This window comes from Clostridium sp. D53t1_180928_C8 (genome assembly GCF_015667795.1).
GTDB lineage: Bacteria > Bacillota > Clostridia > Clostridiales > Clostridiaceae > Clostridium.
On record NZ_JADPEL010000001.1, the window covers coordinates 300,299 to 326,720 of the forward strand.

Genomic DNA, 26,422 nt, shown 5'->3' on the forward strand with positions numbered 1-26,422 from the left:
AGAGTTAATTATGATTAGACATGAAGCCATAGGATTAATTGAAACTTTCGGATTAGTTTTTGCTTTAGAAGCAGCAGACGCTATGTGTAAAGCAGCAGATGTTGAATTAGTTGGATATGAAAATGTAGCATCTGGATATATTTCAGTAATAGTAACTGGTGATGTTGGAGCTTGTAGAGCAGCTGTAGATACAGGGGTTAGAGCCGTTCAAGAGATGGAAGGTGGAAATCTTTATAGTTCAGTAGTTATTGCAAGGCCACATAATGATTTGCAAAAAATCATTGATAAGTATGCTATAGAATCAATATAAAAATTATGAAGAGGGGAGAAGAGAATGAATATTATAGACAATGATTTACTCTCCATGCAAGAAGCTAGAATACTTGTCGAGAATGCAAGGGAAGCTCAAAAAAAATTAGCTACTTTTTCACAAGAAAAATTAGATGAAATTTCATCAAGAATTCTTGAGGTGGTAGAAGAATATGTAAATGAATTAGCTAGACTTTCATTTGAAGAAACTGACTTAGGCAAAGTTGAAGACAAGCTAGTAAAAGATAAGTTTGTAATAACTTATTTAAGAAATCGATTAAAGGATATGAAATGTGTAGGAGTTATTGGAACAGATGAAAAAAATAAAACTATGGATATAGGAGTTCCCATAGGGGTTATTGCAGCATTCTGTCCTGAGACAAGCCCTGTTTCAACAATAATTTATAAGGCTACAATAGCCATAAAATCAGGAAATGCAATTGTTTTTTCTCTTAATCCAAGAGCTAAAAAAGTTATGAAGAGAACTTTGGATATTTTAATTAGAGCTGCAGAAGGTTATGGACTTCCAGAGGGAGCTTTATCATATTTAAGTGTTGTTTCGGATAGTGGGTCATACGAGCTTATGAAACATAAGGATACTTCATTAATTATGAATACAGGTGTTGATGAAATTTTAGAGTATGCTAAAAAATCAGGAAAACCAATGATTTATGGTGGAAATGGAAATGGACCAGCTTTTATAGAAAGAACTGCTGATATATCAAAAGCGGTTAAGGATATTATTGATAGCAAAAGTTTTGACTATGGAGTAGTATCTGGCGCAGAGCAGTCAATAGTTGTTGACAGTATAATTGCTAAAGATGTTAAAGATGAGCTTATTAAAAAAGGTGCTTACTTTATGACTGATGAGGAGTCTAAAGCTTTAGGAAAGTTGCTATTTAATAAAGATGGAAGCTTTGTAAAAGAGTTTTTAGGAAAGTCACCACAAATTTTAGCAAAAAGAGCAGGTTTTAGTGTTGCATCTAATATAAAAGTTTTAATTTCTAATGAAAAATATGTTTCTTTAGATAATCCACATTCTAGAGAAAGATTATGTCCAGTTCTTTCTTTCTACATAGAAGATGATTGGATGCATGCTTGTGAAAAGTGTATAGAACTTCTTTTAAGTGAGAGGCAAGGTCATACACTTGTAATTCACTCAAATGATAATGAAGTAATAAAACAATTTGCATTAAAGAAACCAGTTGGAAGAATACTGGTAAATACTTCTGGTGTTTTTGGAAGTATGGGTGGAACTACAAATTTATTTCCATCAATGACATTAGGAAGTGGATCAGTGGGGAAAGGTATGACATCAGATAATGTTTCTCCAATGAATTTAGTTTATATAAGAAAAGTTGGTTTCGAGGTTAGAAATAAAGAAGAACTTTTAAAAAGTATTGGAGTAAATGAGAAGATAATTCTAGATTTAGAAGATACAAAAAAAGAAGAATCTTTAGATAATCTGAAATTATTAAAAAATATATTAAAAGAGATTTTAAAAGAAAAGAATAAATATGAAAAGGAGTAAATAAATGGATATTTGTGAATTTTCCAATAAATTTATGGAAGCTACTCAAAATATGTCAGAACAAGAAAGAGCTGCATTACTAAAAATGTTTGAGAGCGTTTCAGATGAAATAAAAAAGGAAGATAAAAAAACGATAGAGCCAGTTGCTTGTAAAAATGATGGAAAAGTACCAGAAGGTATTACAGAGCGTTTAGCTATGCTTAAAGAAAATTACTTAAAACATGTACCATCAATTACAACTCATAGAGCAAGAGCTATTACTGAAATAGCTAAACAAAATCCAGGAACACCAAAGTCAATATTAAGAGGTAAATGCTTTAAACATTGTTGTGAAACTGCTCCTCTTGTAATTCAAGATCATGAGCTTATAGTTGGGGCTCCAAATGGTGCACCAAGAGCTGGAGCATTCTCTCCTGATATAGCTTGGAGATGGATGGTTGATGAAATAGATACAATTGGGGAAAGACCACAAGACCCATTCTATATCTCAGAAGAAGATAAGAAGTTTATGAGAGAAGAGTTATTCCCATTTTGGGAAGGTAAATCAGTAGATGAGTATTGTGAAGATCAATATAGAGAAGCTGGGGTTTGGGAATTATCAGGAGAATCTTTTGTTTCTGATTGTTCATACCATGCAGTAAATGGTGGAGGAGACTCAAATCCGGGATATGATGTTATCTTAATGAAAAAAGGTATGCTTGATGTAGTAAAAGAAGCTGAAGAAAAATTAAAAGATCTTAACTACGCAAATCCAGAAGATATCGAAAAAATATACTTCTATAAATCAATTATAGACACAGCTGAAGGTGTAATTATTTATGCTAAGCGTATGTCTGAATATGCTAAAGAATTAGCTGAAAAAGAAACAGATCCAAAGAGAAAAGCTGAATTATTAAAAATTTCAGAAGTAAATGCAAAGGTTCCAGCTCATAAACCTGAAACTTTCTGGGAAGCTATTCAAGCGGTTTGGACAATAGAATCACTTTTAGTAGTTGAAGAAAATCAAACGGGTATGTCAATTGGACGTGTTGACCAGTATATGTATCCATTCTTTAAAGCTGATTTAGAAGCTGGTAGAATGACTGAATTTGAGGCATTCGAACTTGCAGGTTGTATGTTAATTAAAATGTCTGAAATGATGTGGATTACAAGTGAAGGCGGATCAAAATTCTTTGCGGGATATCAACCATTTGTAAATATGTGTGTTGGTGGAGTGACAAGAGAAGGTAGAGATGCAACTAACGAATTAACTTATTTATTAATGGATGCAGTTAGACATGTTAAAATTTATCAACCATCATTAGCTTGTCGTATTCATAAATCATCACCACAAGAGTACTTAAAGAAAATTGTTCAAGTAATTAGAGCAGGAATGGGATTCCCAGCTTGTCACTTTGATGATGTTCATATAAAAATGATGCTTGCAAAGGGTGTATCAATTGAAGATGCTAGAGATTACTGCTTAATGGGATGTGTTGAACCACAAAAATCAGGAAGATTATATCAATGGACTTCAACAGCATATACTCAATGGCCAATATGTATAGAGCTTGCTCTTAATAATGGTGTACCACTATGGTACGGAAAGCAAGTATGCCCAGATTTAGGGGATATAGATAATTTTAAAACTTATGAACAGTTTGAAGAAGCTGTTAAAGCACAAATTAAATATATAACTAAGTGGACAAGCGTTGCTACAGTAATTTCACAAAGAGTTCATAAGGAGCTTGCACCAAAACCACTTATGTCAATCATGTATGAAGGTTGCATGGAAAAAGGAAGAGGTGTAGAAGCTGGAGGAGCAATGTATAACTTCGGACCTGGAGTTGTATGGAGTGGACTTGCAACTTACATTGATTCAATGGCAGCAATTAAAAAATTAGTATTTGAAGAAAAGAAATATACATTAAGAGAAATAAATGAAGCTTTAAAGGCAGATTTTGTTGGATATGAAAGATTAAGAAAAGATTGTTTAGAAGCACCAAAATACGGTAATGATGATGATTATGCTGATTATATTGGAGCAGAATTAATTCATTTTACAGAAATGGAACATAGAAAATATAAAACATTATATTCAGTGTTAAGTCATGGAACACTATCAATTTCAAATAATACACCATTTGGTCAATTAACAGGAGCAACTGCAAATGGACGTAGAGCTTGGACACCATTATCAGATGGTATAAGTCCAACTCAAGGAGCTGATGTTAAAGGTCCAACAGCTATTATTAAATCAGTTTCAAAAATGGCTTGTGACAATATGAATATAGGAATGGTTCATAACTTCAAATTAATATCAGGATTACTTGATACTCCAGAAGGAGAGCAAGGACTTATAACATTATTAAGAAGTGCTTGTGCTTTACAATTAGGAGAAGTTCAATTCAATTATTTAGATAATAATACATTAATTGAAGCTCAAAAGAATCCAGAAAAGTATAGAGATTTAATAGTTAGAGTTGCAGGTTATAGTGCATACTTTGTTGAGTTATGTAAGGATGTTCAAGATGAAATTATAAGTAGAACAATGCTTACACATTTTTAATAAAACCATAGGTCATGTAGAAGAGTAATTTCTACATGACTTCAAGAAAGCTTAGGAGTTTAGATATGAGTAATAATACAAATGGAATTATTGAAAGGAAGGCAAGAATTTTCAATATACAAAAATACAATATGTATGATGGACCTGGAGTTAGAACTATAGTTTTCTTTCAAGGATGTCCGTTACGTTGTAAATGGTGTGCAAATCCAGAGGGGATGATGAAGAAAAATAGAGTTATGTTAAAGAGCAATCTTTGCTTAGATTGTGGAGAATGTACAGAAGTTTGTCCAGTTGGAATTCACACAATAAACAGTTTAACTAATAAGCATGAGATTAATAGGAGTATTGATTGTTTAGGATGTAAAAGATGTGCAGATATTTGTACTCAATCAGCAATTGATATTTTAGGTGAAGAAAAAACTATATCAGAGCTTTTAGAAGTAATTGAAGAGGATAGAACTTTTTATGAGATGTCTGGTGGTGGAGTTACATTAGGTGGAGGAGAAGTTTTAATGCAGCCTGAAGCTGCAAGAAGTCTACTTATGGCATGTAAAAATGCAGGAATAAATACTGCAATAGAAACATCAGGTTATACAACTACTGAAAATATCTTAAAAGTTGCAGAATATACTGATTTATTCTTATTTGATATTAAACATATGAACTCAGATGAGCATCTTAAATGGACAGGTGTTAGAAACGAGCAGATTTTAGAAAATTTAAAAACATTACTTCAAAATAAGTATAACGTACAAATACGTATGCCATTATTAAAGGGAGTTAATGATTATGAAAAGGCTATAAAAAAAGCTATGGAATTTCTAGCACCGTATAAAGATTACAAAAACTTTAAGGGAATTGATCTTTTACCTTATCACAAGATGGGTGTAAATAAATATAACCAATTAGGTATTGAATATCCAGTTTATGATGATCCAAGTCTGTCAAATGAGGATTTAGATAGAATAGAATCTTATATTAAAGAGTATGATATGCCAGCTAGGGTAGTTAGGCATTAAAGAAGGTTTAAAGTATGGAAGATTTAAAGGATAGAAATATCCAAAGAGTAATACAGGAATCAGTACCAGGAAAGCAAATTACAATATCTCATATTATAGCGTCACCTATGCCAGATATATATGAAAGACTAGGAGTAGATGAAAAAGGAGCAATAGGAATCTTAACCTTAACACCTTATGAAACTGCAATAATAGCAGCAGACATTGCGACTAAGATAGCGGATGTTGAAATTGGATTCTTAGATAGGTTTACAGGATCTGTATTGATAAATGGCGATGTTGATAGCGTTTATACAGCACTTGAGGGAGTAAATGAAACATTTAAAAATATGTTAGGTTTTACAGTATGTCCTATAACTAGAACATGAGAAAGAAAAGAATAATGGTTGTTGGACCTAGTAGGTCAGGGAAAACTACAATTGTTAACTATTTAAATAATTATAATGGACCTTTAAAGAGAACAGCTGATGTTATTTATGGTGAAAATACTATGGATATTCCAAGTTCATACATTGAAAATACAGGGATGTATAAGCATATAATTGCCTTAGCACAGGATGCTTCTAAAATAGTAATTATTGTAGATTATGAAAATCCAAATGAAGTTTATTCAGATGGATTTGGACTTTCATTTAATAATGAGATTATAGGAGTCATTAATAAAGTAGATAATGATTTTAATAATCTTGAAAAGTGCAAAAAACAATTAAAAAGAATCGGTGTTAAAGAACCTTACTTTTTAATTAGTAAAAATGATGAAGTAGGTATTAAGGAGCTAAAAGAATACCTGCTAAATAGGTAGGTGAATAAAGAACATGCTTAAGTTTATTACTGAAGAGTATTTGAAGGATTTATATAGAAAAGAGCCCTTTACAAATTTTGATTTAAAAACTGATGAGAGACTTACGCCTGGTGGGAGACAGTATTTATTAGATAAAGGGATAAAAATGAATAGTAATTTGCCTACAGATAACCAAGAAGCTTTAAAAAAACAAGACGTTAAAGCTGAAAAAATAAAAAGTGATGAAAATTTAAAGGAAAAAAAGTTACTTTATAAATTAAAGGCTTTAGAAGCATTGTTCTTAAGCTCAGCTAGTGAAATGTTAAATCAGGATATTAAATTAACTCAAAAAATAATTGATTTGGGAAGACATATTAAAGGTATCAGAGAGTTTATAGAAGGAACCTGTGAATTAGAAATTACAACTCCTAAAAATAGTAATAAAAATTTTACTGATATTGAGGTTACAGATGTTTATATACATCTAGAAAATAGTAAAGAGTTATTAAACTTATACTATTTGTTTTGTAAACTTGAAGAATTTAAATATGAAGTTATCCTTGATTTTGAGGGAGCTGAGGCTTTAGAAGGTATATTAAAAAATATCTATGAAATAGAGGCAACATTATCTGGAATGATTAAAAAAGAAGCAGGTGAAATATAAAGTGGCAGAAAATAAAAATATATTTGAGTATTGTGATGAATTAGTAGATCAGTTTGAAAAAGTTATAGAAAAGCCAATCTTAGAGAAGTCTAAAATATATTACACTGGAGTGGATCTCGGAACAGCATGTGTAGTACTAGCAGTTTTAGATGAAAATAAAAGACCAGTTGCAGGTGCTTATAGATATGCCGATGTAGTAAAAGATGGAATGGTAGTTGATTATATAGGAGCTATAAGAATTGTAAGAGAATTAAAAAACGAAATAGAAGAAAAGCTTGGAGAAGAGCTTTTATATGCGGCAGCAGCAATACCACCTGGTACAGAATCAATTGATGGTGGAGCTATTAAAAATGTAGTACAAGCAGCAGGATTTGAATTAACAAATCTTTTAGATGAGCCGACAGCAGCAAATGAAGTGTTAAAGATTCAAAATGGAGCTGTGGTTGATATTGGAGGTGGTACTACTGGAACATCGATAATAAAAGATGGAAAGGTAGTTTATGTTGCTGATGAACCAACAGGTGGAACTCATTTTTCATTAGTTGTAGCTGGTGCTTATGGAATAAACTTTGATGATGCAGATAAGTTTAAAAGAAATAAAAAGAATCATAAAGAGTTGCTTCCAATATTAAAACCAGTAATTGAAAAGGTTGGATCTATTATAAATATTCATGTTAAAGATCATGATGTTAAAGAAATTTCATTGGTAGGTGGAACAGCTTGTCTTGAAGGAATTGAGGAAGTAATTGAAAAGCAAACTAAAATATATACCTATAAGCCAAAGAACCCTATGTTTGTAACTCCTCTAGGTATAGCCCTTAGTTGTACTGATAAGATTATTGATTAGATGGAGATGATGATGTATGGATTTTAAATTAATAAAATCACCAACAGATGGAGTAAAGCGTGCTCTCAGCAAGAGAATGGGAGCAGAGGGAAGAGCTGTATTAGAAGAAGTTTCAGCAATTGGACTTATGCAAGGTAAATTAATAGAAATGATTTATGCAATAGATATAGCCGAAAAATCAGCGGGTGTAATAGTTGAAGATATTAAGGGAGTCTGCCCTCAGCATATGACTTCAATCGCTATCTTAGGAGATACATCATCAGTGCAGTCTGCAATAGAGGAGATTAAATTAAAGATGAAAGAAGGAAATAGCTTATGATAACTGCTAGGTTAATTGATAGTATTTGGGCAACTAGAAAAGCAGATAGTCTTCAAGGCTTAAAGTTTATGTTAGCAGAGGAAATAGGTGGAAGCTCACAAGGGAGAAGACTTATAGTGGTAGATAATATTGGCGCTGGGATCGGAGATAGAGTTATTGTAAGTACAGGCTCAGCAGCTAGGAGGATGCTTGGAAATGATGATATACCAGTTGATGCAGCGGTAATTGGAATCATAGATGAGGATTGTAACTTTAGGTAAGGTTTTAAATCAATTGAAAGGATGTGAGAGTGTGAAGAAACTAATTTGTGCTAAAGACATGGAAGAATTTTTGGAGACTAATGAAAAAGTATTCTTTATTGAAGGAAATACTATTTTAACACCATCTGCTAAAGATATAGCAAAAAATAATGGAATAGAGATTACTACAAATAAGATTACTGAGAAAAAAGAAGTAGCTACTTCTAATATTACTGAAAATTTAGATAGCCAAAAATTACTTCAAATGTTTAAGACTATTATAAATGAAGGATTACTTCAAGAGATGCTACAAATATTAGCAAATTCCAATATGGCTAAGTTTAACGCAGAGTGTGATGAAAGTGGATTAAAGGTTGTTAGAGGAAATACCGTGAAGATGGATTACTTTGATACTGGAAATCCCGATAACAAGGTCTACTTTCAAGAGTTAGTTAATAAAGATGAATCTAAAATGAGTGCTGGATTTTTAACTATTGAAAACTCAAATTTTGAATGGGAATTAACATATGAAGAAATTGATTATGTTATTGAAGGAACTGTAACTGTTGAAATTAATGGTAAAACTTATACAGCTAATGAAGGCGACGTTTTATTTGTTCCAAAGAACTCAAAAGTAGTTTGGGGATCACCTAATAAGGCAAGATTATTCTATGCAACTTATCCAGCAAATTGGGCAGATTTACTTTAATACTTAAGGAGGTCGTATAGATGCAAGCTATAGGAATGATAGAAACTAAAGGATTACTAGCGTCAATTGAGGCAGCAGATGCAATGGTCAAGTCTGCAAATGTTAATATCCTTGAAAAAGTCTATATAGGTGGTGGATATGTTTCAATTACTATAACTGGTGATATTGGTGCTGTTAAATCAGCTGTTGATGCTGGAGTATCAGCAGTAAATAGGTTAAATGAAAAGAGCTTAGTTTCACATCATGTAATTGCAAGACCACATTACGATTTAGAGAGCATAATAGAAACTACACCGGCAATAGACAGAAAAGAAAAAGATTCTAAACAAGTAATTCCTGAGGAAATAGCTTCAGAAGATAGTTATGATAAGGGAAAATTACCTATAGAAGAAATTGATAAGATTGATAAGAATCTAGAAGAAAAATCTTTAGTAAATATGGTTGAAAAAGCAGTAAATGAAGTATTACAAAATGAAATAATTGAAGATTTAGAAATTGAATCTTTAGATAATGAAGATAATGGCGAAGAGCTTGAGGCTGATTTAAATAAAGAAGAAATAGATAAGATGGTAGATGAAAAGGGATTAGAAGAAGCCATAGGACTACTGAATAACTTAAAAATTTCTAAGGTCAGAAAATTAGTAAGAGAGTATAAAGAGCTTGAATTAACTAATAAGACGATTTCTAAAATGGATAAAAAAACATTAATTAGTAAGTTAAAAGAAAATTATAAAAAGAAATGATTCTAGCTAAAGGGGAGAGTTATTAATGGAAAGTTTTGACAAGGACTTACAATCAATACAACAAGCGAGAAATTTAGCAAGGCGTGGAAAAGTGGCAGCTAATAAAATTGCTAATTTCACAGAAGAACAAATTGATAAAATTATAAGAAATATGGTTAAGGTTGCAAGTGAGCATGAAGTTTGCCTTGCTGAAATGGCAGTAGAGGAAACTGGATTTGGAAAAGTTTGTGATAAAACTGTTAAAAATAATTTAGCATCTACAGTCTTATATGAAGAAATAAAAAATATGAAAACTATAGATGTTATTAATGAAGATAAGGAAAAAAAATTAATATCAATAGCAGAGCCAGTAGGTTTAGTAATGGGGATAGTTCCATCAACTAATCCAACATCAACTGCAATATTCAAATCAATAATTGCAATAAAATCAAGAAATGCAATAGTATTTTCACCACATCCATCAGCAGTAAAATGTACATCTACTGCTGCAAAGTTAATGCACGATGCAGCTGTAGAAGCAGGTGCACCAGAAGATATAATAACTTGTGTTGAATTAACTTCAATAGGAGCTACAAATGAATTGATGAAATCTCAAGAAGTTTCATTGATTATTGCGACTGGAGGACCAGGAATGGTTAAAGCTGCTTATAGCTCAGGAAAACCAGCACTTGGAGTTGGAGCTGGAAATTCACCAGCTTATATAGAAAGAACTGCTGATGTTAAAAAAGCTATAAGAAATATTATAGCAAGTAAAACATTTGATAATGGTACAATATGTGCTTCTGAACAATCAATTATTTGTGAATACTGTAATGAAAAAGAAGTTATAGAGGAATTAAAGAATAATGGTGGATACTTCATGACAGAAGAGGAAACAGATAAAGTTTGTAAGCTTCTATTTAAGCAAGGACATGCTATGAATGCTGCATTTGTTGGAAGAGCAGCAGAAGTAATTGCAGAAGCGGCAGGATTTTATGTTCCTGCAGGAACTAAGGTGCTTATAGGAAGACAGGGTGGAGTTGGACCAAAATATCCACTTTCATATGAGAAACTTACAACAGTTCTTGGTTTCTATGTTGTTAATGATTGGCAAGAGGCTTGTGAATTAAGTATTGAACTTCTTCAAAATGGAATAGGTCATACAATGAGTATTCATACAGAAGATGTTGAAATAGTTAAAAAATTTGCTAAAAAGCCAGCATCAAGAATATTAGTTAATACAGGTGGATCTTTTGGAGGAACAGGAGCTTCAACAGGACTTATGCCTTCATTTACTTTAGGATGTGGAACTTGGGGTGGAAGTTCAGTATCTGAAAATGTTACTCCAATGCATCTTTTAAACATAAAGAAGGTTGCTTATGGATTAATAGATTGCGATAAAATTGTTAAAACTGATTGTGCTGTTGGAAATAAGGTTACTGAAAAGTGCAATACAGACAATGAAAAAGGTATAAGCAAAAAGGTAGAGGAATGTTTAAAATCTATTTTAGATTTAAGTCCAGCTGAGATTCAAAAGAAATCAACTTCAAATTGTGAAATTAAATCTGAAGTAAATACAGATGACTTAGATAATAAAGAAGTAGTAGATTTAGTAAGTCAAATTATAGCAGCTATGAAAAAATAGAGTGTGTAATTTGTTTAATTGAAATATATATACTATGAAAAGGGAAAATAGACATGGATAATTTACAAGAAGTATTAAAACTTTTACTTAAGGCCGTTAAAGAAAACGAAGAGAAGGAAAAAGTGGTTGAAGAATCTTATGAAATACCAGTAGGAATTTCAAATAGGCATATACATCTTTCAAGAAAGCATGTTGATATTCTTTTTGGTGAAGGATATGAGCTAACAAAAATAAAAGATCTTTCACAAAAGGGACAATATGCATGTAAAGAAACCATAACAATATGTGGACCAAAGGGAGCTCTTGAAAAAGTAAGAGTTTTGGGACCTATAAGAAGTAAGTCTCAAGTTGAATTATCACTTGGAGATTGTAGAAAGACAGGGGTTTCACCTTGTGTGAAATTATCTGGAGATTTAAAAGAAACTCCAGGGGTAACTTTAATTGGACCTAAAGGAAGTGTTCAATTAGAGGAGGGAGTAATTGTTGCTCAAAGACATATCCATATGACATCTAAACATGCTGAGCATTTTGGTGTAAGTGATGGTGATCTTGTAGAAATTAGAGTTGAAGGTTTAAGAGGTGGAATCTTAAATAATGTAAGTATTAGAACTAATGATTTATTCACTCTTGAATGTCACTTAGATGTAGAAGAAGCAAATTCAATGGGAATTACCCCAAAAACAAAAATTAAAATTGTTAAATCTATTTAATAAATGCCATAAAATAATAAATTAATATAAAAAATAAAAATTTTTAGGAGGATTTTAATATGAAATACGATGCTTTAGGAATGATTGAAACAAAAGGGTTAATAGGATCAATAGAGGCTGCAGACGCAATGGTTAAGGCTGCTAATGTTTATTTAATAGGAAAAGAATATGTTGGAGGTGGACTTGTAACTGTAATGGTTAGAGGAGATGTTGGAGCTGTTAAAGCTGCTACAGATGCTGGAGCTGCTGCTGCACAAAGAGTTGGAGAATTAATTTCTGTACATGTTATTCCAAGACCACACTCAGAGGTTGAAGTTATTTTACCAACTGCAAAAGAAGTAAAATAGTAGTTTTTATTTAGAATAGATATTAAAAAATGGTACTCTAAATTGAATTTTATTCAGTTTAGAGTATCATTTTTAATTTTATGAAGAAATTTATTAGAATAATTTGTATATATAAACTTTAAATAGAAAAAATATAAGAGAGGTGATATATATGAAATCAATATGGAGCGAAAATTGTAAATTTAATAGAAGAGATGAATTAAATGGTGATGTAAAAACTGATATTTTAATTATCGGAGCAGGAATAGCTGGAATATTAGTAGGGTATTTATTGAATAAAAGTGGCAGAGAAGTAGTATTAATTGATAAGTCTCAAATTGCTAGCGGAAATACAGGAAATACTACTGCTAAAATAACATCACAGCACGACTTAATTTATCATAAATTAATAGAAGAGTTTGGAGAAGAAAAAGCTAGTCAGTATGCTAAGGCAAATGAACTAGCTATAAAAATGTATAAAGAAATTATTAAAGAAAGAAAAATAAAATGTGATTTTGAAGAGGTTCCAGCCTATATTTATTCTTTAAATAACACGGAATTAATTAAGAAGGAAGTAGAAGCAGCTAAAAATTTAGGAATAGAAGCAGAGTTTGTAGAGAATGTTAATATTCCATTAGATGTTAAAGGTGCTGTTAAATTTAATAATCAGGGGCAGTTTAATCCACTAAAGTTTATAGAAGATATTTCAAAGGAATTAGTTATATATGAAAATACCAGAGCAATAAAAATAGAAGAAAATTTAGTAAGTACTAATAAGGGGAAAATAACTGCCGATCATATAGTGATAGCTACACATTATCCGATAATGAATGCACCAGGATATTATTTTATGAAAATGCATCAGGAAAGATCTTATGTTATAGCTTTAGAAAATGCAGATAATATTCAAGGCATGTATATAGATTATGAGAAACAAGGTTATTCATTTAGAAATTATCAGGAGTTACTATTATTAGGAGGTGTAAGTCAAAGAACAGGTGAGAATGAGAAGGGTGGAAGTTATAATAAATTAAGGGAATTTGCAAAAGAAATATATCCAAATGCAAGAGAAAAGTATCATTGGTCAGCACAAGATTGTATGACTATTGATGGTATACCTTATATAGGAAAGTATTCAGAGAGTACACCTAATATATATGTAGCTACTGGCTTTAATAAATGGGGAATGACTAGTGCCATGGTATCAGCTATGATAATATCGGATTTAATATTAGGAAAAGAAAATGATTTTTCAGATATATTTTCTCCAAAAAGGTTTGATTTATCATTATCGATTAGTAATATAGCGAAAGACTTAGCTACAACAACTAAGAATTTTATTGCACAAAAAATATATATTCCAAGTAGTGAGATAGAACATATTAAAGATGGGCATGCAGGGGTTGTTGAGTACGAAGGAGAAAAGGTGGGAGTATATAAAAATGAAGAAGGAAAAGAATTTATAGTATCAACTAAATGTCCACATTTAGGATGTGAACTTCATTGGAATGCAGATGAGTTAACATGGGATTGTCCATGTCATGGTTCAAGATTTAATTACAAGGGAAAGTTGATAGACAGTCCATCAGTTAAAGACATTATAGAAAGTTAATAGCTCTAATAAGAAATCATAGAAATATTTATAATAAAAAAATATAATCTCCAATTATGTAATTTAATAAAATGCATATACTAACAATATTGCAGTAGTAAACAAAGGAAGGAGATTATATTATGAAGAATAAATTACCTAAGGAAGCTTATGGCGGCGTACATGGAAAAGACTATGTTCCGTATATAACTGATAAAGCTAAGACGGGAACTAATATTGCTGTAATGATAATTGGAATAATATTAGCAACTATATTTGCAGCATCTACTGCTTATTCAGGAATGAAATCAGGTTTAACAGTAGCAGCAGGGATACCAGGGGCAATAATAGGGTCAATGTTTATAGGACTATTTGCTAAAAGTAAAGGTATCTTAGGGAAAAATATAACACAGGGTATGTCAAGTGGAGGAGAATCTATCGCTAGTGGTATGATTTATGTTTTACCAGCAATAATTTTAATAGGAAGTGATTTTACTTTTTTAGAAGGAATAAGTGTAGGGATAGGTGGAGCTTTATTTGGAATTGGGGCTTTATCATTAGTTTATAATTATTTAATAGTTGAAGAGCATGGAAAGCTTATGTATCCAGAATCGATGGCAATATCTGAGACATTAGTTGCTTCAGAGGGTGGAGGAGATGCCATTAAATTTATGGGAATTGGATTTGGAATAAGTGGTATTATAAATGTTTTAACTGGATCTTTTTTAAATTTAATAAATAATACTGTAACTTATATAGGAAGTAAGTTTTACAAATGGAAGTTTTCTATAGAAGTAAATCCATTATTATTAGGAATAGGTTTTATAGTTGGATTAGAAGTATCTTTAACTATGCTTGCAGGATCAATATTATCTAATTTCGGTATTGCACCATTAATAGGTTATTTTACTGACATGGTAGAAAAAAGTGCAAAATCTTGGAATGATACAACATTACTTATTCATCAAATGGATGTAAATGCTATAACAGGAAGTTATGTTAAGTATATAGGAGCAGGAATGATGCTTTGTGGTGGTATAATTGGAGCATTAAAGCTTATACCAACAATAATTATTTCAATAAAAGAAACCCTAAAGGCAAAGTCAAGTAATGATGGTAATGGAGAAAAAAGTTCAGGTGAAATGATAATACTTTTAGCTGGTGTGATAATTGCATTCGTAGCAGGATTCTTTATTTCCCAAAGTATATTAATGGCTATAGTATCAGCAATTGTTTCATTAATATTATCTTTATTGTTTGTAATTGTTGCAGGGCGTTTAACAGGAACAATAGGAACTTCTAACCTTCCAGTTTCAGGAATGACAATTGCATCATTAGTAATTTTAACATTAGTATTTGTAATAATGGGATGGAAAGGTCAAGCTGATAATAAATCATTACTTTTATTTGCTGCATTTATGGTTGTAGCAATATCAGTAGCAGGGGGATATAGCCAATCACAAAAGGTAACATACGTAATTGGTGGAAGTAAAAAAGAAATGCAAAATTACTTTGCAATAGCAAGTATAATAGGAGTGCTTGTTACTACAGGAACTATATTAGTACTTTCTAGTCAATTAATAATAACTGGAGCAGATGCACCATTTGCTCTTCCACAAGCAAATTTAATGTCTACGTTAACTTCTGGAATTATGTCAGGTAATTTACCTTGGCCAATGATTATAGTAGGAGTTGTTATGGCATTATTCTTATTTTTATTAGATTTACCAATAATGACAATAGCAATAGGTTTTTATTTACCTATAGCAACAACAACTATTATTTTAGTTGGAGCGTTAATACGTGTGTTTATTGAAAAAATGAGTAAAAGTGAAGAAGAGAAAGAAGTTAAAGTTGCAAATGGAATTAGTCTTTCTTCAGGGCTTGTTGCAGGAGGATCAATTATAGGATTAGTAGGAATTATATTGCAAGTAACAGGAATTATAAAGCCAAGAACTCCATCTGGCTTTGCTGCTAGCAATATGATGGGAATAATATTATTAATTATTTTAGTTATAGCAACAACAATTCCAATTATGATGTCAAAGGTGAAAAATAATGGAGAGTAATGAGGAAGTTCTAAATTTAAAATTTAAGGTTTGTGATAATATTGAGTATAAAGTTGATGAGAACAGAATAGTAACAATTCTTGAAAAACAAGATCATAAAATACAAAGATTTTTTAGAAAGTTAAAATTTAAAATACCACTATATAAAGAAATAGATTTTGATGAAATTAGTAGTGAAGTATTTTTACAAATAGATGGTGATAAAACTGTTAAAGAAATTGGTGATAATTTAGAGAAAAAGTATGGAGAGAAAGTAAATCCATTGTATGAACGATTATTAATTTTTCTAAATCATATCTATATAAATTGCAATTATATTGAGAAAGTATAATAAAAACTTATATTTACTTTATTAAGTGTGACCATATCAAAGAAAATTTGATATGGTCACTTTTTGTTATGAAAAAGTAAGATTTGAATAAGAAAGGTGTAAGTTATAAGAAATATACTAGAAAATGTCCTAAGGACAATAAAAGTTAATGAGGTGTAGGTATGAGAAAAATAAAAAATATTTCTTTTGTAATAATAGTATTTTCAGTAATTTTAATTTTAGGTGGATGTGGTAATGACAAAACGCAAGAAGAGTCAGGAAGTAATTTTGTTTTAAAATATGAAGCTGATAAAGGTGTAGATAGAGTAAGATGCTTAATTGGTGATTTCGAAATAGGAATGGAGCCGATGTTTGAAGCTACTAAAGTAGAAAAAGGGGCAACTTCGCAGGTCGTATTGACAGAGGAAGAAGAAGTTGAATTTTTAATACAAATATATAATGGTGAAAAAGTTGTTTATGAAAAAGATGACTTTAAAGTGGATTTAAGTGAAGGAAAAAAAGCTAATATATCTATTATTGATAAAGAGGATGGAACATTTGATATAGAAATTGAAAATAAATAAAAAGAAGGGGAATTAGAAAAATGAAGGCTGTTTTAGAATTAAAAAATGTCAGTAAAATTATGAATGGAAAAGCATTAGTTGAAGATATTAATTTTACTGTAAGTAAAGGTGAGATATTTGGATTTTTAGGTCCTAATGGAGCTGGGAAGACTACTACAATTAAAATGATTACGGGACTTTACAGCATAAGTAAAGGTGAAATATATATAGATGGGAAAAGTGTAAAGAATCAATTTGAAAAAGCTTTAAATAGAGTAGGTGGAATTATTGAAAATCCTGAAATGTATGGTTATTTAAGTGGAAAAGATAATTTAAAGCTTTATGCTAGGATGCATGGGGGAATAACAAAGGAAAGAATTGATGAGGTAGTTAACTTAGTTAAGCTTGGGAACAGAATAAATGATAAGGTAAGTAAGTATTCATTAGGGATGCGTCAAAGGTTAGGTGTAGCGCAAGCATTATTACACAATCCAAGTTTACTTATATTAGACGAGCCTACAAATGGGTTAGATCCAATGGGGATAAAAGAATTAAGAGAAACATTAAGGGATTTAGCTGAAAAAGAAGGACTAGCTGTAGTGGTTTCAAGTCATCTTTTATCTGAAATGGAGCTTATGTGTGATAGGTTTGGAATTATCGATTCTGGAAAGATTATTGATATTAAAACATTAAGTGATATAAGAAAAGAAGAATCAAAAACAATTAAGTCTTTTAATATAGATGTAGATAATAAAGAAAATGCTTTAAAAGTTATAAAAGATAATTTTAAAGAATTAAAATCAGAAATAATAGAAGAGGGAATTAAAATAAATTGTGAAAAAGAAGATTTAGCAGAAATTAATAAGCAATTAGTTTTAAATAATATATCGGTATTTTTAATTACTCAAGTTAGTAAAACTTTAGAAGAAGAATTTATGGAAGTAACTAAAGGTTCAAAAGATCAAATTAGATAGGGGGAATTAATGATGAAAATATTTAGATTAACATATAATGAATTAGTAAAACAGTTTAAAAAGCCAAGTATTAAAATTATATTTGCTTTAATATTAATATCAGCAATGATATTACCGGCAGTGATAAATAAAATACCACAAAATTATCAGTATTCTAATGCTTTAGAAAGTAATAAGTATATGCTTCAACAGGCAGAGCAAAATGTTGAAGAATTTTCTAAGGATAAAACTGAAAAAGGGAAGATTCAGCTAAAGTACGCTATAATAGAAAAAGAGTGTATGCAATTATTTGTAGATTATGAAATTGGATTTGATGATTGGAGAAAGAATGAAGTTGAGGCTTATAGAAATGCAGCTTATGAATTAGCAGCAATTGAATTTGTATTAAATGGATACAATCAAGAGGTAATTATAGAAAAACTTCAATGTGTAGATCCCAATAAAATACAAGAATATAATAAGATGACTTTAGAAAAGAAGAAAGAAGTAGAAGCTAAGTATACAGCATTAAAGCAACGTGCCTTAGATATAATTGCTAACAATGATAATTTAGCTCATACAGAAGATGAGATAAAAAGAAAAAATGAATATATAGCACTTAATCAAAAATATATTGATGAATATGAAAAGTTAAAAGCTAAGAATCCTACAAAAAAGGAAGATATAGAAAAGCTTGAAGCATTAGAAAAAGAGGCTATAAACGCAGCAGAAAGTATAAAATACTTTAATATTGATAATGCAATAATGCAATTTAGATTAGATAATAAAATTAATTATGATTCAAGTAACTGGAAAAATAATTCTATTAAAACAGTTGAAGAAGAAGTATCAGAATTAAGAATGAAATTATTAACTGAAAAAGAATATGCAGCTTCAGCAAATCAGTTAGAATATTCAATGACTTATGATGAGTACGTTAAAAATTATAATGAAACAAATAATAAAAGAGTAAATAAAATAAAAGAAGTATGGTATGGATTAGAAAATAATATTCCAGATTTAAATGACATAAGAGATGCTAGAAGTGTTTTAGATAGCACATATGAAATATATATTATACTTGCAGTTATAATGGTTATTATAATTGGTGGTGGAATTGTAGCAACAGAGTTTTCTAAGGGAACTATTAGATTACTTCTTATTAGACCAGTATCAAGATGGAAAATATTATTATCAAAACTATTAGCAGTATTAATTGTTGGATTTTCAATAGTAATATTAGGAATAGGAATACTCTATGTTTCTACAGGAGTTGTGTTTGGAATGGATACTTACAATACACCACTTTTAGAAACAGTAGGTATAAATATTGAACAAGTAAGTTTTATGAGTTATTTGATACCAAAAATATTATTATCTTGTTCAAGTTTGGTATTTATAATATCTTTAGTATTTGCAGTTTCAACTTTAGCTAAAAACACTGCTTTAGCGGTAGCTATTAGTATGGTTCTTTATTTAGGTATAGCACCAGCAACAGATTTATTAATAAGTATGAAGCAAACTTGGATAGTGAATACTTTATTGCCGTATATTAATAGTTCATATTTAAGATTAATGCCAAGTGGTCAGCAGATGTTATCAGAAAGTTTTGGAATGTCTATGAACTTTGAAAGTGGAGCAGTTCAATTATTAATTGTATCCGCTGTATTGTTAATAGGAACATTTATAGTGTTTATTAAGAAGGATGTTAAAAGCTAAATTTAGAGAGGATTATATTTATTAAAATATAATCCTTTTTTTGTTATGGAAATGTAAGAAAATACGAATATTATATAATATATAGTAATTATTTAGGAGAGAAAAATGAGTGTTATAAGTGTAAAAAAAGTAAGTAAAATTTATGGTAAGGATGAGAATAAGATAGAAGCTTTAAAGGATATAAACTTAACTATAGAAAAAGGAGAATTTGTAGCAATAGTAGGGGCTTCTGGTTCAGGAAAATCTACATTATTACATATTATAGGGGGAATAGATAGGGCAACTAAAGGAGATGTATTTATAGATAATATTAACTTAAATTCATTATCAGAAGAGGAAATATCATTGCTTAGGCTTCGCAAAGTAGGATTTGTATTTCAGATGTATAATTTAATTCCGGTATTAACAGTAGAAGAAAATATAGAAATGCCAGTTCTATTAGATGATGGTGTTATTGATGAATCATATAAGAATGAATTAATAAAAATGTTAGCCTTAGAAGACAGAAGGAATCATATGCCATCACAATTATCAGGTGGTCAGCAACAAAGAGTTGCAATTGGGAGAGCACTGGCAAATAAACCATCAATAATATTAGCTGATGAACCTACAGGAAATTTAGACTCTAAAACTGCAATGGATATAATGGAGCTTTTAAAGTTTAGTACAAGAAAATATAATCAAACTTTAGTTTTAATAACACATGATGAAAAAATATCTAAAATGGCTGATAGAGTTATAACTATTAAAGATGGAATGTTAATAGAACTGTAAAGTAAAGAGGTGAGAAAAATTAAGAAATATGGAGATATAGTAAATAAACAATTTACAGTGAATAGAAGAAGAAATTTATTAACTATACTAGGTATAATTTTGAGCATTATTTTATTTACGTCAGTAGGATATATACAGAATTACTCTAGGGATTTGAACATTTTAGAAACCAAGTCTAATAGTGGAGATTATGAGGCTATGTTTAAAGATATTTCAGAGGAACAACTAAAAATGCTTACCAATAATGTTAATGTGCGTAATGTTGGTTCTTATGGTGAAATTTATAGTGAAAGGGTTAGCATAAATGGAATCGAAAAAAATATTAATATTTATTCGCTAGATAGGGTGGCACTGCAAGAAATATTTTCTCCAATTATAAAGTTAGAGAGTGGAAATATACCAAAAGAAGAAGGAGAAATAATATTAGATGAAGTTGGGAAAAATCTTTTAAATAATAAAATTGGAGATTTAATAACTTTTGTAGGAAAAGAATATAAAATTACAGGTTTTTTTGATAAAAATAGTCCATTTAATTCATATAGTATTGAAGGTATAACATATTCTGAATATGAAAATACAAATGCAATTTTTAATACAATACATACAGATAGAGATGAAATATATAAAATAGCAGATAACTTAGAAATAAAAAGAAATAATGTATTCACTAACGAAATGTTATTTTATAGTTATGGAGACGGAAATAACTATAAAATAGTTGAAGCGTCTTTATATATAGTAATATTGATACTTACAATTTTTCTTACTTATGGCGCTATTAATGTTTCAGTGAAAGAAAGAGTAAATCAATTTTCAATATTAAGATGCATTGGTGCAACGCCTAACAAATTAAGAAGAATGTTAATAAGGGAAAGTTGTTTTTTACTAATTTTATCTATAATACCTGGTATAATTCTAGGTCAGTTAGTATGCTTTTTCATCTCAGATATAGTATTAAGCAAGTTTATTGGAATGGAAAGTTATGGATTAGGATATAAAATATATCCTAATGTATTAATAATGGTAATTATTTTAACTATTATTAATATAGTAGTTTCAACTATTGTACCTTTAGTTAATATTGGAAAACTATCACCTATAGAGGGCGTAAAAGGCATAGCTAATATTAAAAGAAGAAATCCCAATATTATAGCAAGGTTATTTGGATATAATGGTGAAATAGCATATAAAAATATTAGAGCTGATGATAAAAATTTTATTATTACTACAGTAGTATCGATTATTATATTAACTGTATTTATTGTATTTTCTGCATATAATGAAAATTTAATTACTGTTAATTCTAGTGAATATACTAAAGATATTGCATTAGATATTACACCGAAAAGTGAAAATGTTTCAGATGAAATCTTATATCACAAAAATCAAATTTCGCAGTTAGGTGTAGCAGAAAAAATTTATTCTAGAGTAAATTATTCAGCTGATGGAATTTTTAAAGATGTAAAATTAAATAAATATATTCCAGAAATAAAAGAAGAATATGGATACGGTGAAAAAAGTATTAATTTCGAAGGAAAGCAATCAACATATAGTAATATGATTAGAATTTTAGTATCAGATGATAATACCTTAGAAGAGATGCTACCGTATGTAGATGAACAGTTATCATTAGAGGATTTTAAAGATAATGGAGTAGTAATTATTAATAGAGTAGTTATTAAAAATTTTATTGATGTATGTAGGGAAAATTTATTTGATTTAAATTTAAAAGATAAGTTTACTTTAGCTATAAAAGATATTAATGATGGAATAAGGATACCAGTTTCAGAAGACATAGATTATATTATGAAAAATAATAGAGAGATAGAATTTAAATATTTAGGTTCTATAGATGGAGATAAAGTTTTAGACGGAAAGAGATATGGATATCCCAATAGTATAACTTTAATAGTAAGTGAAGATTTTGTTAATAGAGAGGGGTTAAAGTTTAATCAAATTAATTTAATGATTGATGCTACTGATGATGATAGATCAATAGGAATTATTAAAGAATATTCAAATGTTATAGATGGGTATTATTTTGAAAATTATGATTGGAAGGATTATATTGGAAAATATTATTTGATGATGGGAATCGTTATGTATATAATATTAGTCTTAACTATTATTGTGGGAGCTATGAATATCATAAATAATAAGACTATAAATATAAAGCTAAGAAGCAAGGAAATAGGAGTATTTCTTGCTATTGGAATGACTAAGAAAAGATTAAGAAAAATATTAATGTTAGAAGGAATAATTCAATGGATTATAGCATCAGCTATATCTTTAGGGTTATCAATTGTAATACTAAAAATAATTAATGAAATTATATATTATACTTCAGAAGTAGAGATTACAAATATGCCTATAGAAGCTATGTTATTTGGGGTATCAGTATTATTAATTATTAATATATTAGCAAGTTATTTACCAATAAGAAAACTTAAGACAATGGATACAACAAAGCTAATTAGAAATAATGAATAAGGATGGTTAAGTAAAATATGAAAAATATATTATTAGTAGAAGATGATAGAGCAGTTGCTTTAGCTGTAATATACAGTTTAAAAAAGGAAGGGTTTATGGTAGATCATGCTATGAATTTAAAAACAGCAAGAACTATGATAAATGACAATATTGATATAATACTTTTAGATTTAATGTTGCCAGATGGTGATGGATATGAGCTTTGTAGTGAGATAAGGGAAAATGGAAATGAAGTTCCTATAATATTTATGACAGCTTGTGATGAAGAATCAAATATAGTAACAGGATTAGACTTAGGAGCAGATGATTATGTTACTAAACCTGTAAAAATTAGAGAGCTTACTTCAAGGATAAATGCTGTTTTAAGAAGAAAAGGAAATTTAATAAAAGATACTAATAAAGAAGTAATGACTAGTGAAGGGATTGAGATTAATAATGGAGCTCATATTGTAAGGAAAAATGGAGAAGAGTTATCTCTAACATTAAATGAATTTAAGCTATTAAAAATTCTTATGGAAAATGCTCCAAATGTATTAACTAGAAATATAATTTTAGAGAAGCTTTGGGACATTGATGGTAACTTTATTGATGATAATGCTTTAAGTGTATATATGAAGAGATTGAGAGAAAAAATAGAAAATGATAGTAAAAATCCAACTTTAATAATAACAGTAAGAGGTGTAGGTTATAAATGGGCAGCTAAGGTGGTGAAATAATTGATAGCATTTCAAAATAAAGATGAAAGGTTAAAGATTATAACATATGTATTTATAGCACTACTGATTCAAGGAATAGTATTTTATATTATTTTTTATAGTTCAATAAAATCAATTAACAGTAGAATAATAAATCAAAACTTTTCTATTTTATCATTTGTAAATAATAAGGATAGTAATCTTGCAAGGGATATAGTGCCAATTATAACAGGAAAAATCATTAGTGATTCAAATAGTATAAGTAATGGAGAAGAAATATTATCTAAATATTCATATGATGATAGTTTAAATTATAAAAATAACCCATTGATTGGAACCTCTATAAATAGATATATGAGTTTAATTGGAGGAGTTTGTATTATAACATTATTAATAATAAGCGGAGGAATAATTTGGTTAATAAATCCTTTATATAAAGAGATTAAATATTTAACTTATAGAGCAGAAACTATTCTTGAAAATAAGAATATAGAAGATGAAATGAATTTTAAATATAGAGGTAGTCTAGATAAATTCATTCTTAAATTTTCTATGATGGAGGAAAGAATACATAATAGTATGTCTTTGCTTAATGAAGAAAAGATAAACTTAAAAAATATAATTAATGATATCTCTCATCAACTTAAGACACCATTAATGGCTCTTTCTATGTACAATGAAATTTTAACAGATCATAGAAATATGGAATATGAAGATATAGATAATTTTATTGATTCAAGCAATGAACAGTTAGATAGAATGGAATGGCTGGTTAAAACCTTATTAAAATACGCAAGACTTGAAAGTAATGTTGTTGAATATCATAAAGAAAGTTTTAGTTTAAATAATACTATAGAAGAAAGTATATCTCCGTTAAAAGTAAAAGCAAGTGAAAAAAAACAAGAGTTGAGTTTTAAATATGATAAACAAATTAATTTTTATCATGATAGAAAATGGATAGCAGAAGCTTTAAGTAATATTATTAAAAATGCTATAGAGCATACAGATGTTAATGGAAAAATAGAAGTTGGAGTTGAGGAGACTCCAATTACTATAAGAGTATATGTTAAGGATAATGGAGAAGGTATTGATAAGGATGAGATAAAGAAAATCTTTAATAGGTTTTATAAAGGTGAAAATTCAATTAATCCTACAAGTATAGGAATAGGACTTTGTTTAAGTAAAGCTATAGTAAAAGCACATAATGGCGATATAACTGTAGAGAGTGAAGTAGGAAAAGGAAGTATTTTTTATATTACTTTTATAAAATCTATTTATTAAAATAATTATGCCCTAGATGAGAGGAGTGTATCTCCTTTTGTTTAGGGTATATTTTTATAGGATAAAATTAACAGTGAAAACTATTTCAAAATATTATTGACAAACATATACGTACAAGTTATTATTAAAGCATAACATGAGATGTACGTACAAGTTTTAAATAAGGAGGAAAAGCGATGGGAAAGTATATTGATGAATCAAAAAGATTGCTTGAATGTGTAGGAGGAAGAGAAAATATTGCTGCAGTTACACACTGTGTAACACGTATGAGATTTGTATTAAAAGATACAGCTAAAGCAAATAAAGAAGAGATTGAAAAAATAAAGTCTGTAAAAGGTACATTTATTCAAGCTGGACAATTCCAAGTAATTATAGGAAATACAGTAACAGATTTTTATAATGATTTTGTAAAGGTGTCTGGAGTAGAAGGAACGAGTAAAGAAGATGCAAAAGATGCAGCAAAATCAAATATGTCTTTTATACAAAGATTGATGGCAAATTTAGCAGAAATTTTTTCACCACTTATACCAGCAATTATTGTTGGAGGTTTAATATTAGGATTTAGAAATATAATTGGAGATGTTAAGTTCTTTGAAGATGGAACAAAGAGTTTAATTGAAATATCACAGTTTTGGGCAGGGACACATAGTTTCTTATGGTTAATAGGTGAAGCTATATTCCACTTCTTACCTGTAGGAATTACATGGGCAATAACTAAGAAGATGGGAACAACTCAAATACTAGGTATAGTATTAGGTATTACTTTAGTATCACCACAGCTTTTAAATGCTTATGCAGTTTCAGGTGGAACAGTAGCTCCAGTATGGGACTTTGGATTTGCACAAGTTAATATGATTGGATATCAAGCACAAGTTATTCCAGCTATACTTGCAGGATTTGTACTTGTATATTTAGAAAGATTCTTTAGAAAGATTTCACCAGCATCAATATCAATGATTATAGTTCCATTCTTTGCTTTAGTACCAGCTGTACTTATTGCACATACAGTATTAGGTCCAATTGGTTGGACTATAGGATCATGGATTTCAACTATAGTTTATTCAGGATTAACATCATCATTTAGTTGGTTATTTGCAGGTGTATTTGGATTTGTATATGCACCACTAGTTATTACTGGATTACATCATATGACAAATGCAATAGATCTTCAATTAATGGCACAAGTAGGTGGAACATTACTATGGCCAATGATAGCTTTATCTAATATAGCTCAAGGGTCAGCAGTTCTTGCAATGATATATTTACAAAGAAAAAATGAAGAAGAAAAACAAGTTTCAATACCAGCATGTATTTCAGCATACTTAGGTGTAACTGAACCGGCATTATTTGGTGTTAACTTAAAATATGGATTCCCATTTATTTGTGGGATGATAGGTTCAGGTATAGCAGCAGTTATCTCTGTTGCAAGTGGAGTTATGGCAAATGCGATAGGTATTGGAGGTATTCCTGGAATCCTTTCAATTCAACCACAGCACATGATAATGTTTGCTGTAGCAATGGTAGTAGCAATAGTTGTACCATTTGTATTAACAGTTGTAGTAGGTAAAAAGAAATTAGGTTAAAAATTGATTGAAATGGATGATATAG

Annotated in this window: 26 protein-coding genes; all 26 read left to right on the forward strand. The window is 29.6% G+C overall.

What is annotated here, in order from left to right:
- Window positions 1-10: 10 nt before the first annotated feature.
- The 26 genes from I4V51_RS01330 to treP all read left to right on the forward strand — a co-directional run bounded on the left by I4V51_RS01330 (window position 11) and on the right by treP (window position 26,397).
- A complete protein-coding gene (locus tag I4V51_RS01330; RefSeq protein WP_195986526.1) occupies window positions 11-310 on the forward strand; it encodes a BMC domain-containing protein in 300 nt (99 codons plus the stop codon).
- A gap of 24 nt (window positions 311-334) precedes the next feature.
- A complete protein-coding gene (locus I4V51_RS01335; RefSeq protein ID WP_195986527.1) occupies window positions 335-1,840 on the forward strand; it encodes an aldehyde dehydrogenase family protein in 1,506 nt (501 codons plus the stop codon).
- Between the two features lie 4 nt (window positions 1,841-1,844).
- Complete coding sequence (cutC, locus tag I4V51_RS01340; protein WP_195986528.1) at window positions 1,845-4,388, forward strand: choline trimethylamine-lyase; 2,544 nt, start codon at window positions 1,845-1,847, stop codon at window positions 4,386-4,388.
- Between the two features lie 65 nt (window positions 4,389-4,453).
- The gene (cutD, locus tag I4V51_RS01345) at window positions 4,454-5,407 is read left to right on the forward strand and encodes a choline TMA-lyase-activating enzyme (protein ID WP_195986529.1); all 954 of its coding nucleotides are present in this window, start codon (window positions 4,454-4,456) and stop codon (window positions 5,405-5,407) included.
- A 14-nt stretch (window positions 5,408-5,421) separates the two neighbouring features.
- Window positions 5,422-5,775, forward strand: coding sequence for a BMC domain-containing protein (locus tag I4V51_RS01350; RefSeq protein ID WP_195986530.1), 354 nt, complete (start codon window positions 5,422-5,424; stop codon window positions 5,773-5,775).
- Window positions 5,772-6,209, forward strand: a complete 438-nt coding sequence (locus tag I4V51_RS01355; RefSeq protein ID WP_195986531.1) for a EutP/PduV family microcompartment system protein — start codon at window positions 5,772-5,774, stop codon at window positions 6,207-6,209. Before I4V51_RS01350 ends, I4V51_RS01355 begins: the two co-directional genes overlap by 4 nt.
- Window positions 6,210-6,222: 13 nt before the next feature.
- Window positions 6,223-6,852: a cobalamin adenosyltransferase gene (locus I4V51_RS01360; RefSeq protein ID WP_195986532.1), complete on the forward strand. Its 630-nt coding sequence runs from the start codon at window positions 6,223-6,225 to the stop codon at window positions 6,850-6,852.
- A 1-nt stretch (window position 6,853) separates the two neighbouring features.
- Window positions 6,854-7,699: an ethanolamine utilization protein EutJ gene (gene eutJ, locus I4V51_RS01365; protein WP_195986533.1), complete on the forward strand. Its 846-nt coding sequence runs from the start codon at window positions 6,854-6,856 to the stop codon at window positions 7,697-7,699.
- Between the two features lie 16 nt (window positions 7,700-7,715).
- The gene (locus I4V51_RS01370) at window positions 7,716-8,018 is read left to right on the forward strand and encodes a BMC domain-containing protein (RefSeq protein WP_195986534.1); all 303 of its coding nucleotides are present in this window, start codon (window positions 7,716-7,718) and stop codon (window positions 8,016-8,018) included.
- Window positions 8,015-8,278 (forward strand): EutN/CcmL family microcompartment protein, encoded by a 264-nt coding sequence (locus I4V51_RS01375; RefSeq protein WP_195986535.1) that lies wholly within the window; start codon window positions 8,015-8,017, stop codon window positions 8,276-8,278. Before I4V51_RS01370 ends, I4V51_RS01375 begins: the two co-directional genes overlap by 4 nt.
- A 31-nt stretch (window positions 8,279-8,309) precedes the next feature.
- Window positions 8,310-8,966 (forward strand): cupin domain-containing protein, encoded by a 657-nt coding sequence (locus tag I4V51_RS01380; protein ID WP_195986536.1) that lies wholly within the window; start codon window positions 8,310-8,312, stop codon window positions 8,964-8,966.
- A 20-nt stretch (window positions 8,967-8,986) separates the two neighbouring features.
- On the forward strand, window positions 8,987-9,709 hold the full coding sequence (locus I4V51_RS21315) for a BMC domain-containing protein (RefSeq protein ID WP_195986537.1): 723 nt from the start codon (window positions 8,987-8,989) through the stop codon (window positions 9,707-9,709).
- A 25-nt stretch (window positions 9,710-9,734) separates the two neighbouring features.
- The gene (locus I4V51_RS01390; protein WP_195986538.1) at window positions 9,735-11,333 is read left to right on the forward strand and encodes an acetaldehyde dehydrogenase (acetylating); all 1,599 of its coding nucleotides are present in this window, start codon (window positions 9,735-9,737) and stop codon (window positions 11,331-11,333) included.
- Window positions 11,334-11,386: 53 nt separating this feature from the next.
- Window positions 11,387-12,043, forward strand: a complete 657-nt coding sequence (locus I4V51_RS01395; protein ID WP_195986539.1) for a phosphate propanoyltransferase — start codon at window positions 11,387-11,389, stop codon at window positions 12,041-12,043.
- A gap of 59 nt (window positions 12,044-12,102) precedes the next feature.
- Window positions 12,103-12,390: an ethanolamine utilization microcompartment protein EutM gene (gene eutM, locus I4V51_RS01400; RefSeq protein ID WP_195986540.1), complete on the forward strand. Its 288-nt coding sequence runs from the start codon at window positions 12,103-12,105 to the stop codon at window positions 12,388-12,390.
- A gap of 151 nt (window positions 12,391-12,541) precedes the next feature.
- Window positions 12,542-13,981: an FAD-dependent oxidoreductase gene (locus I4V51_RS01405; RefSeq protein WP_195986541.1), complete on the forward strand. Its 1,440-nt coding sequence runs from the start codon at window positions 12,542-12,544 to the stop codon at window positions 13,979-13,981.
- 122 nt (window positions 13,982-14,103) lie between these two features.
- The gene (locus I4V51_RS01410) at window positions 14,104-16,029 is read left to right on the forward strand and encodes an oligopeptide transporter, OPT family (RefSeq protein ID WP_195986542.1); all 1,926 of its coding nucleotides are present in this window, start codon (window positions 14,104-14,106) and stop codon (window positions 16,027-16,029) included.
- Entirely contained in the window at window positions 16,019-16,360 is a 342-nt protein-coding gene (locus I4V51_RS01415) for a PqqD family peptide modification chaperone (protein ID WP_195986543.1), read from the forward strand. Before I4V51_RS01410 ends, I4V51_RS01415 begins: the two co-directional genes overlap by 11 nt.
- A gap of 161 nt (window positions 16,361-16,521) precedes the next feature.
- Window positions 16,522-16,923, forward strand: a complete 402-nt coding sequence (locus tag I4V51_RS01420) for a hypothetical protein (protein WP_195986544.1) — start codon at window positions 16,522-16,524, stop codon at window positions 16,921-16,923.
- A gap of 20 nt (window positions 16,924-16,943) precedes the next feature.
- Complete coding sequence (locus tag I4V51_RS01425; protein ID WP_195986545.1) at window positions 16,944-17,876, forward strand: ABC transporter ATP-binding protein; 933 nt, start codon at window positions 16,944-16,946, stop codon at window positions 17,874-17,876.
- Between the two features lie 9 nt (window positions 17,877-17,885).
- Window positions 17,886-19,574, forward strand: a complete 1,689-nt coding sequence (locus I4V51_RS01430; RefSeq protein ID WP_243281348.1) for an ABC transporter permease subunit — start codon at window positions 17,886-17,888, stop codon at window positions 19,572-19,574.
- A gap of 105 nt (window positions 19,575-19,679) precedes the next feature.
- Window positions 19,680-20,348, forward strand: coding sequence for an ABC transporter ATP-binding protein (locus I4V51_RS01435; protein WP_195986546.1), 669 nt, complete (start codon window positions 19,680-19,682; stop codon window positions 20,346-20,348).
- 198 nt (window positions 20,349-20,546) lie between these two features.
- Window positions 20,547-22,838 (forward strand): ABC transporter permease, encoded by a 2,292-nt coding sequence (locus tag I4V51_RS01440; RefSeq protein WP_195986547.1) that lies wholly within the window; start codon window positions 20,547-20,549, stop codon window positions 22,836-22,838.
- Between the two features lie 17 nt (window positions 22,839-22,855).
- Entirely contained in the window at window positions 22,856-23,554 is a 699-nt protein-coding gene (locus tag I4V51_RS01445) for a response regulator transcription factor (protein ID WP_195986548.1), read from the forward strand.
- Window positions 23,555-24,814 (forward strand): HAMP domain-containing sensor histidine kinase, encoded by a 1,260-nt coding sequence (locus I4V51_RS01450; RefSeq protein ID WP_195986549.1) that lies wholly within the window; start codon window positions 23,555-23,557, stop codon window positions 24,812-24,814. It begins immediately after the preceding gene.
- Window positions 24,815-24,990: 176 nt separating this feature from the next.
- Complete coding sequence (treP, locus tag I4V51_RS01455) at window positions 24,991-26,397, forward strand: PTS system trehalose-specific EIIBC component (protein ID WP_195986550.1); 1,407 nt, start codon at window positions 24,991-24,993, stop codon at window positions 26,395-26,397.
- The last annotated feature ends 25 nt before the right edge of the window (window positions 26,398-26,422 follow it).

Coding starts and splice junctions, on each gene's coding strand:
- I4V51_RS01330 (WP_195986526.1), top strand. CDS start 11: ATGATTAGACATGAAGCCATAGGATTAATTGAAACTTTCGGATTAGTT.
- I4V51_RS01335 (WP_195986527.1), top strand. CDS start 335: ATGAATATTATAGACAATGATTTACTCTCCATGCAAGAAGCTAGAATA.
- cutC (WP_195986528.1), top strand. CDS start 1,845: ATGGATATTTGTGAATTTTCCAATAAATTTATGGAAGCTACTCAAAAT.
- cutD (WP_195986529.1), top strand. CDS start 4,454: ATGAGTAATAATACAAATGGAATTATTGAAAGGAAGGCAAGAATTTTC.
- I4V51_RS01350 (WP_195986530.1), top strand. CDS start 5,422: ATGGAAGATTTAAAGGATAGAAATATCCAAAGAGTAATACAGGAATCA.
- I4V51_RS01355 (WP_195986531.1), top strand. CDS start 5,772: ATGAGAAAGAAAAGAATAATGGTTGTTGGACCTAGTAGGTCAGGGAAA.
- I4V51_RS01360 (WP_195986532.1), top strand. CDS start 6,223: ATGCTTAAGTTTATTACTGAAGAGTATTTGAAGGATTTATATAGAAAA.
- I4V51_RS01370 (WP_195986534.1), top strand. CDS start 7,716: ATGGATTTTAAATTAATAAAATCACCAACAGATGGAGTAAAGCGTGCT.
- I4V51_RS01375 (WP_195986535.1), top strand. CDS start 8,015: ATGATAACTGCTAGGTTAATTGATAGTATTTGGGCAACTAGAAAAGCA.
- I4V51_RS21315 (WP_195986537.1), top strand. CDS start 8,987: ATGCAAGCTATAGGAATGATAGAAACTAAAGGATTACTAGCGTCAATT.
- I4V51_RS01390 (WP_195986538.1), top strand. CDS start 9,735: ATGGAAAGTTTTGACAAGGACTTACAATCAATACAACAAGCGAGAAAT.
- I4V51_RS01395 (WP_195986539.1), top strand. CDS start 11,387: ATGGATAATTTACAAGAAGTATTAAAACTTTTACTTAAGGCCGTTAAA.
- eutM (WP_195986540.1), top strand. CDS start 12,103: ATGAAATACGATGCTTTAGGAATGATTGAAACAAAAGGGTTAATAGGA.
- I4V51_RS01405 (WP_195986541.1), top strand. CDS start 12,542: ATGAAATCAATATGGAGCGAAAATTGTAAATTTAATAGAAGAGATGAA.
- I4V51_RS01410 (WP_195986542.1), top strand. CDS start 14,104: ATGAAGAATAAATTACCTAAGGAAGCTTATGGCGGCGTACATGGAAAA.
- I4V51_RS01415 (WP_195986543.1), top strand. CDS start 16,019: ATGGAGAGTAATGAGGAAGTTCTAAATTTAAAATTTAAGGTTTGTGAT.
- I4V51_RS01420 (WP_195986544.1), top strand. CDS start 16,522: ATGAGAAAAATAAAAAATATTTCTTTTGTAATAATAGTATTTTCAGTA.
- I4V51_RS01425 (WP_195986545.1), top strand. CDS start 16,944: ATGAAGGCTGTTTTAGAATTAAAAAATGTCAGTAAAATTATGAATGGA.
- I4V51_RS01430 (WP_243281348.1), top strand. CDS start 17,886: ATGATGAAAATATTTAGATTAACATATAATGAATTAGTAAAACAGTTT.
- I4V51_RS01435 (WP_195986546.1), top strand. CDS start 19,680: ATGAGTGTTATAAGTGTAAAAAAAGTAAGTAAAATTTATGGTAAGGAT.
- I4V51_RS01440 (WP_195986547.1), top strand. CDS start 20,547: ATGTTTAAAGATATTTCAGAGGAACAACTAAAAATGCTTACCAATAAT.
- I4V51_RS01445 (WP_195986548.1), top strand. CDS start 22,856: ATGAAAAATATATTATTAGTAGAAGATGATAGAGCAGTTGCTTTAGCT.
- treP (WP_195986550.1), top strand. CDS start 24,991: ATGGGAAAGTATATTGATGAATCAAAAAGATTGCTTGAATGTGTAGGA.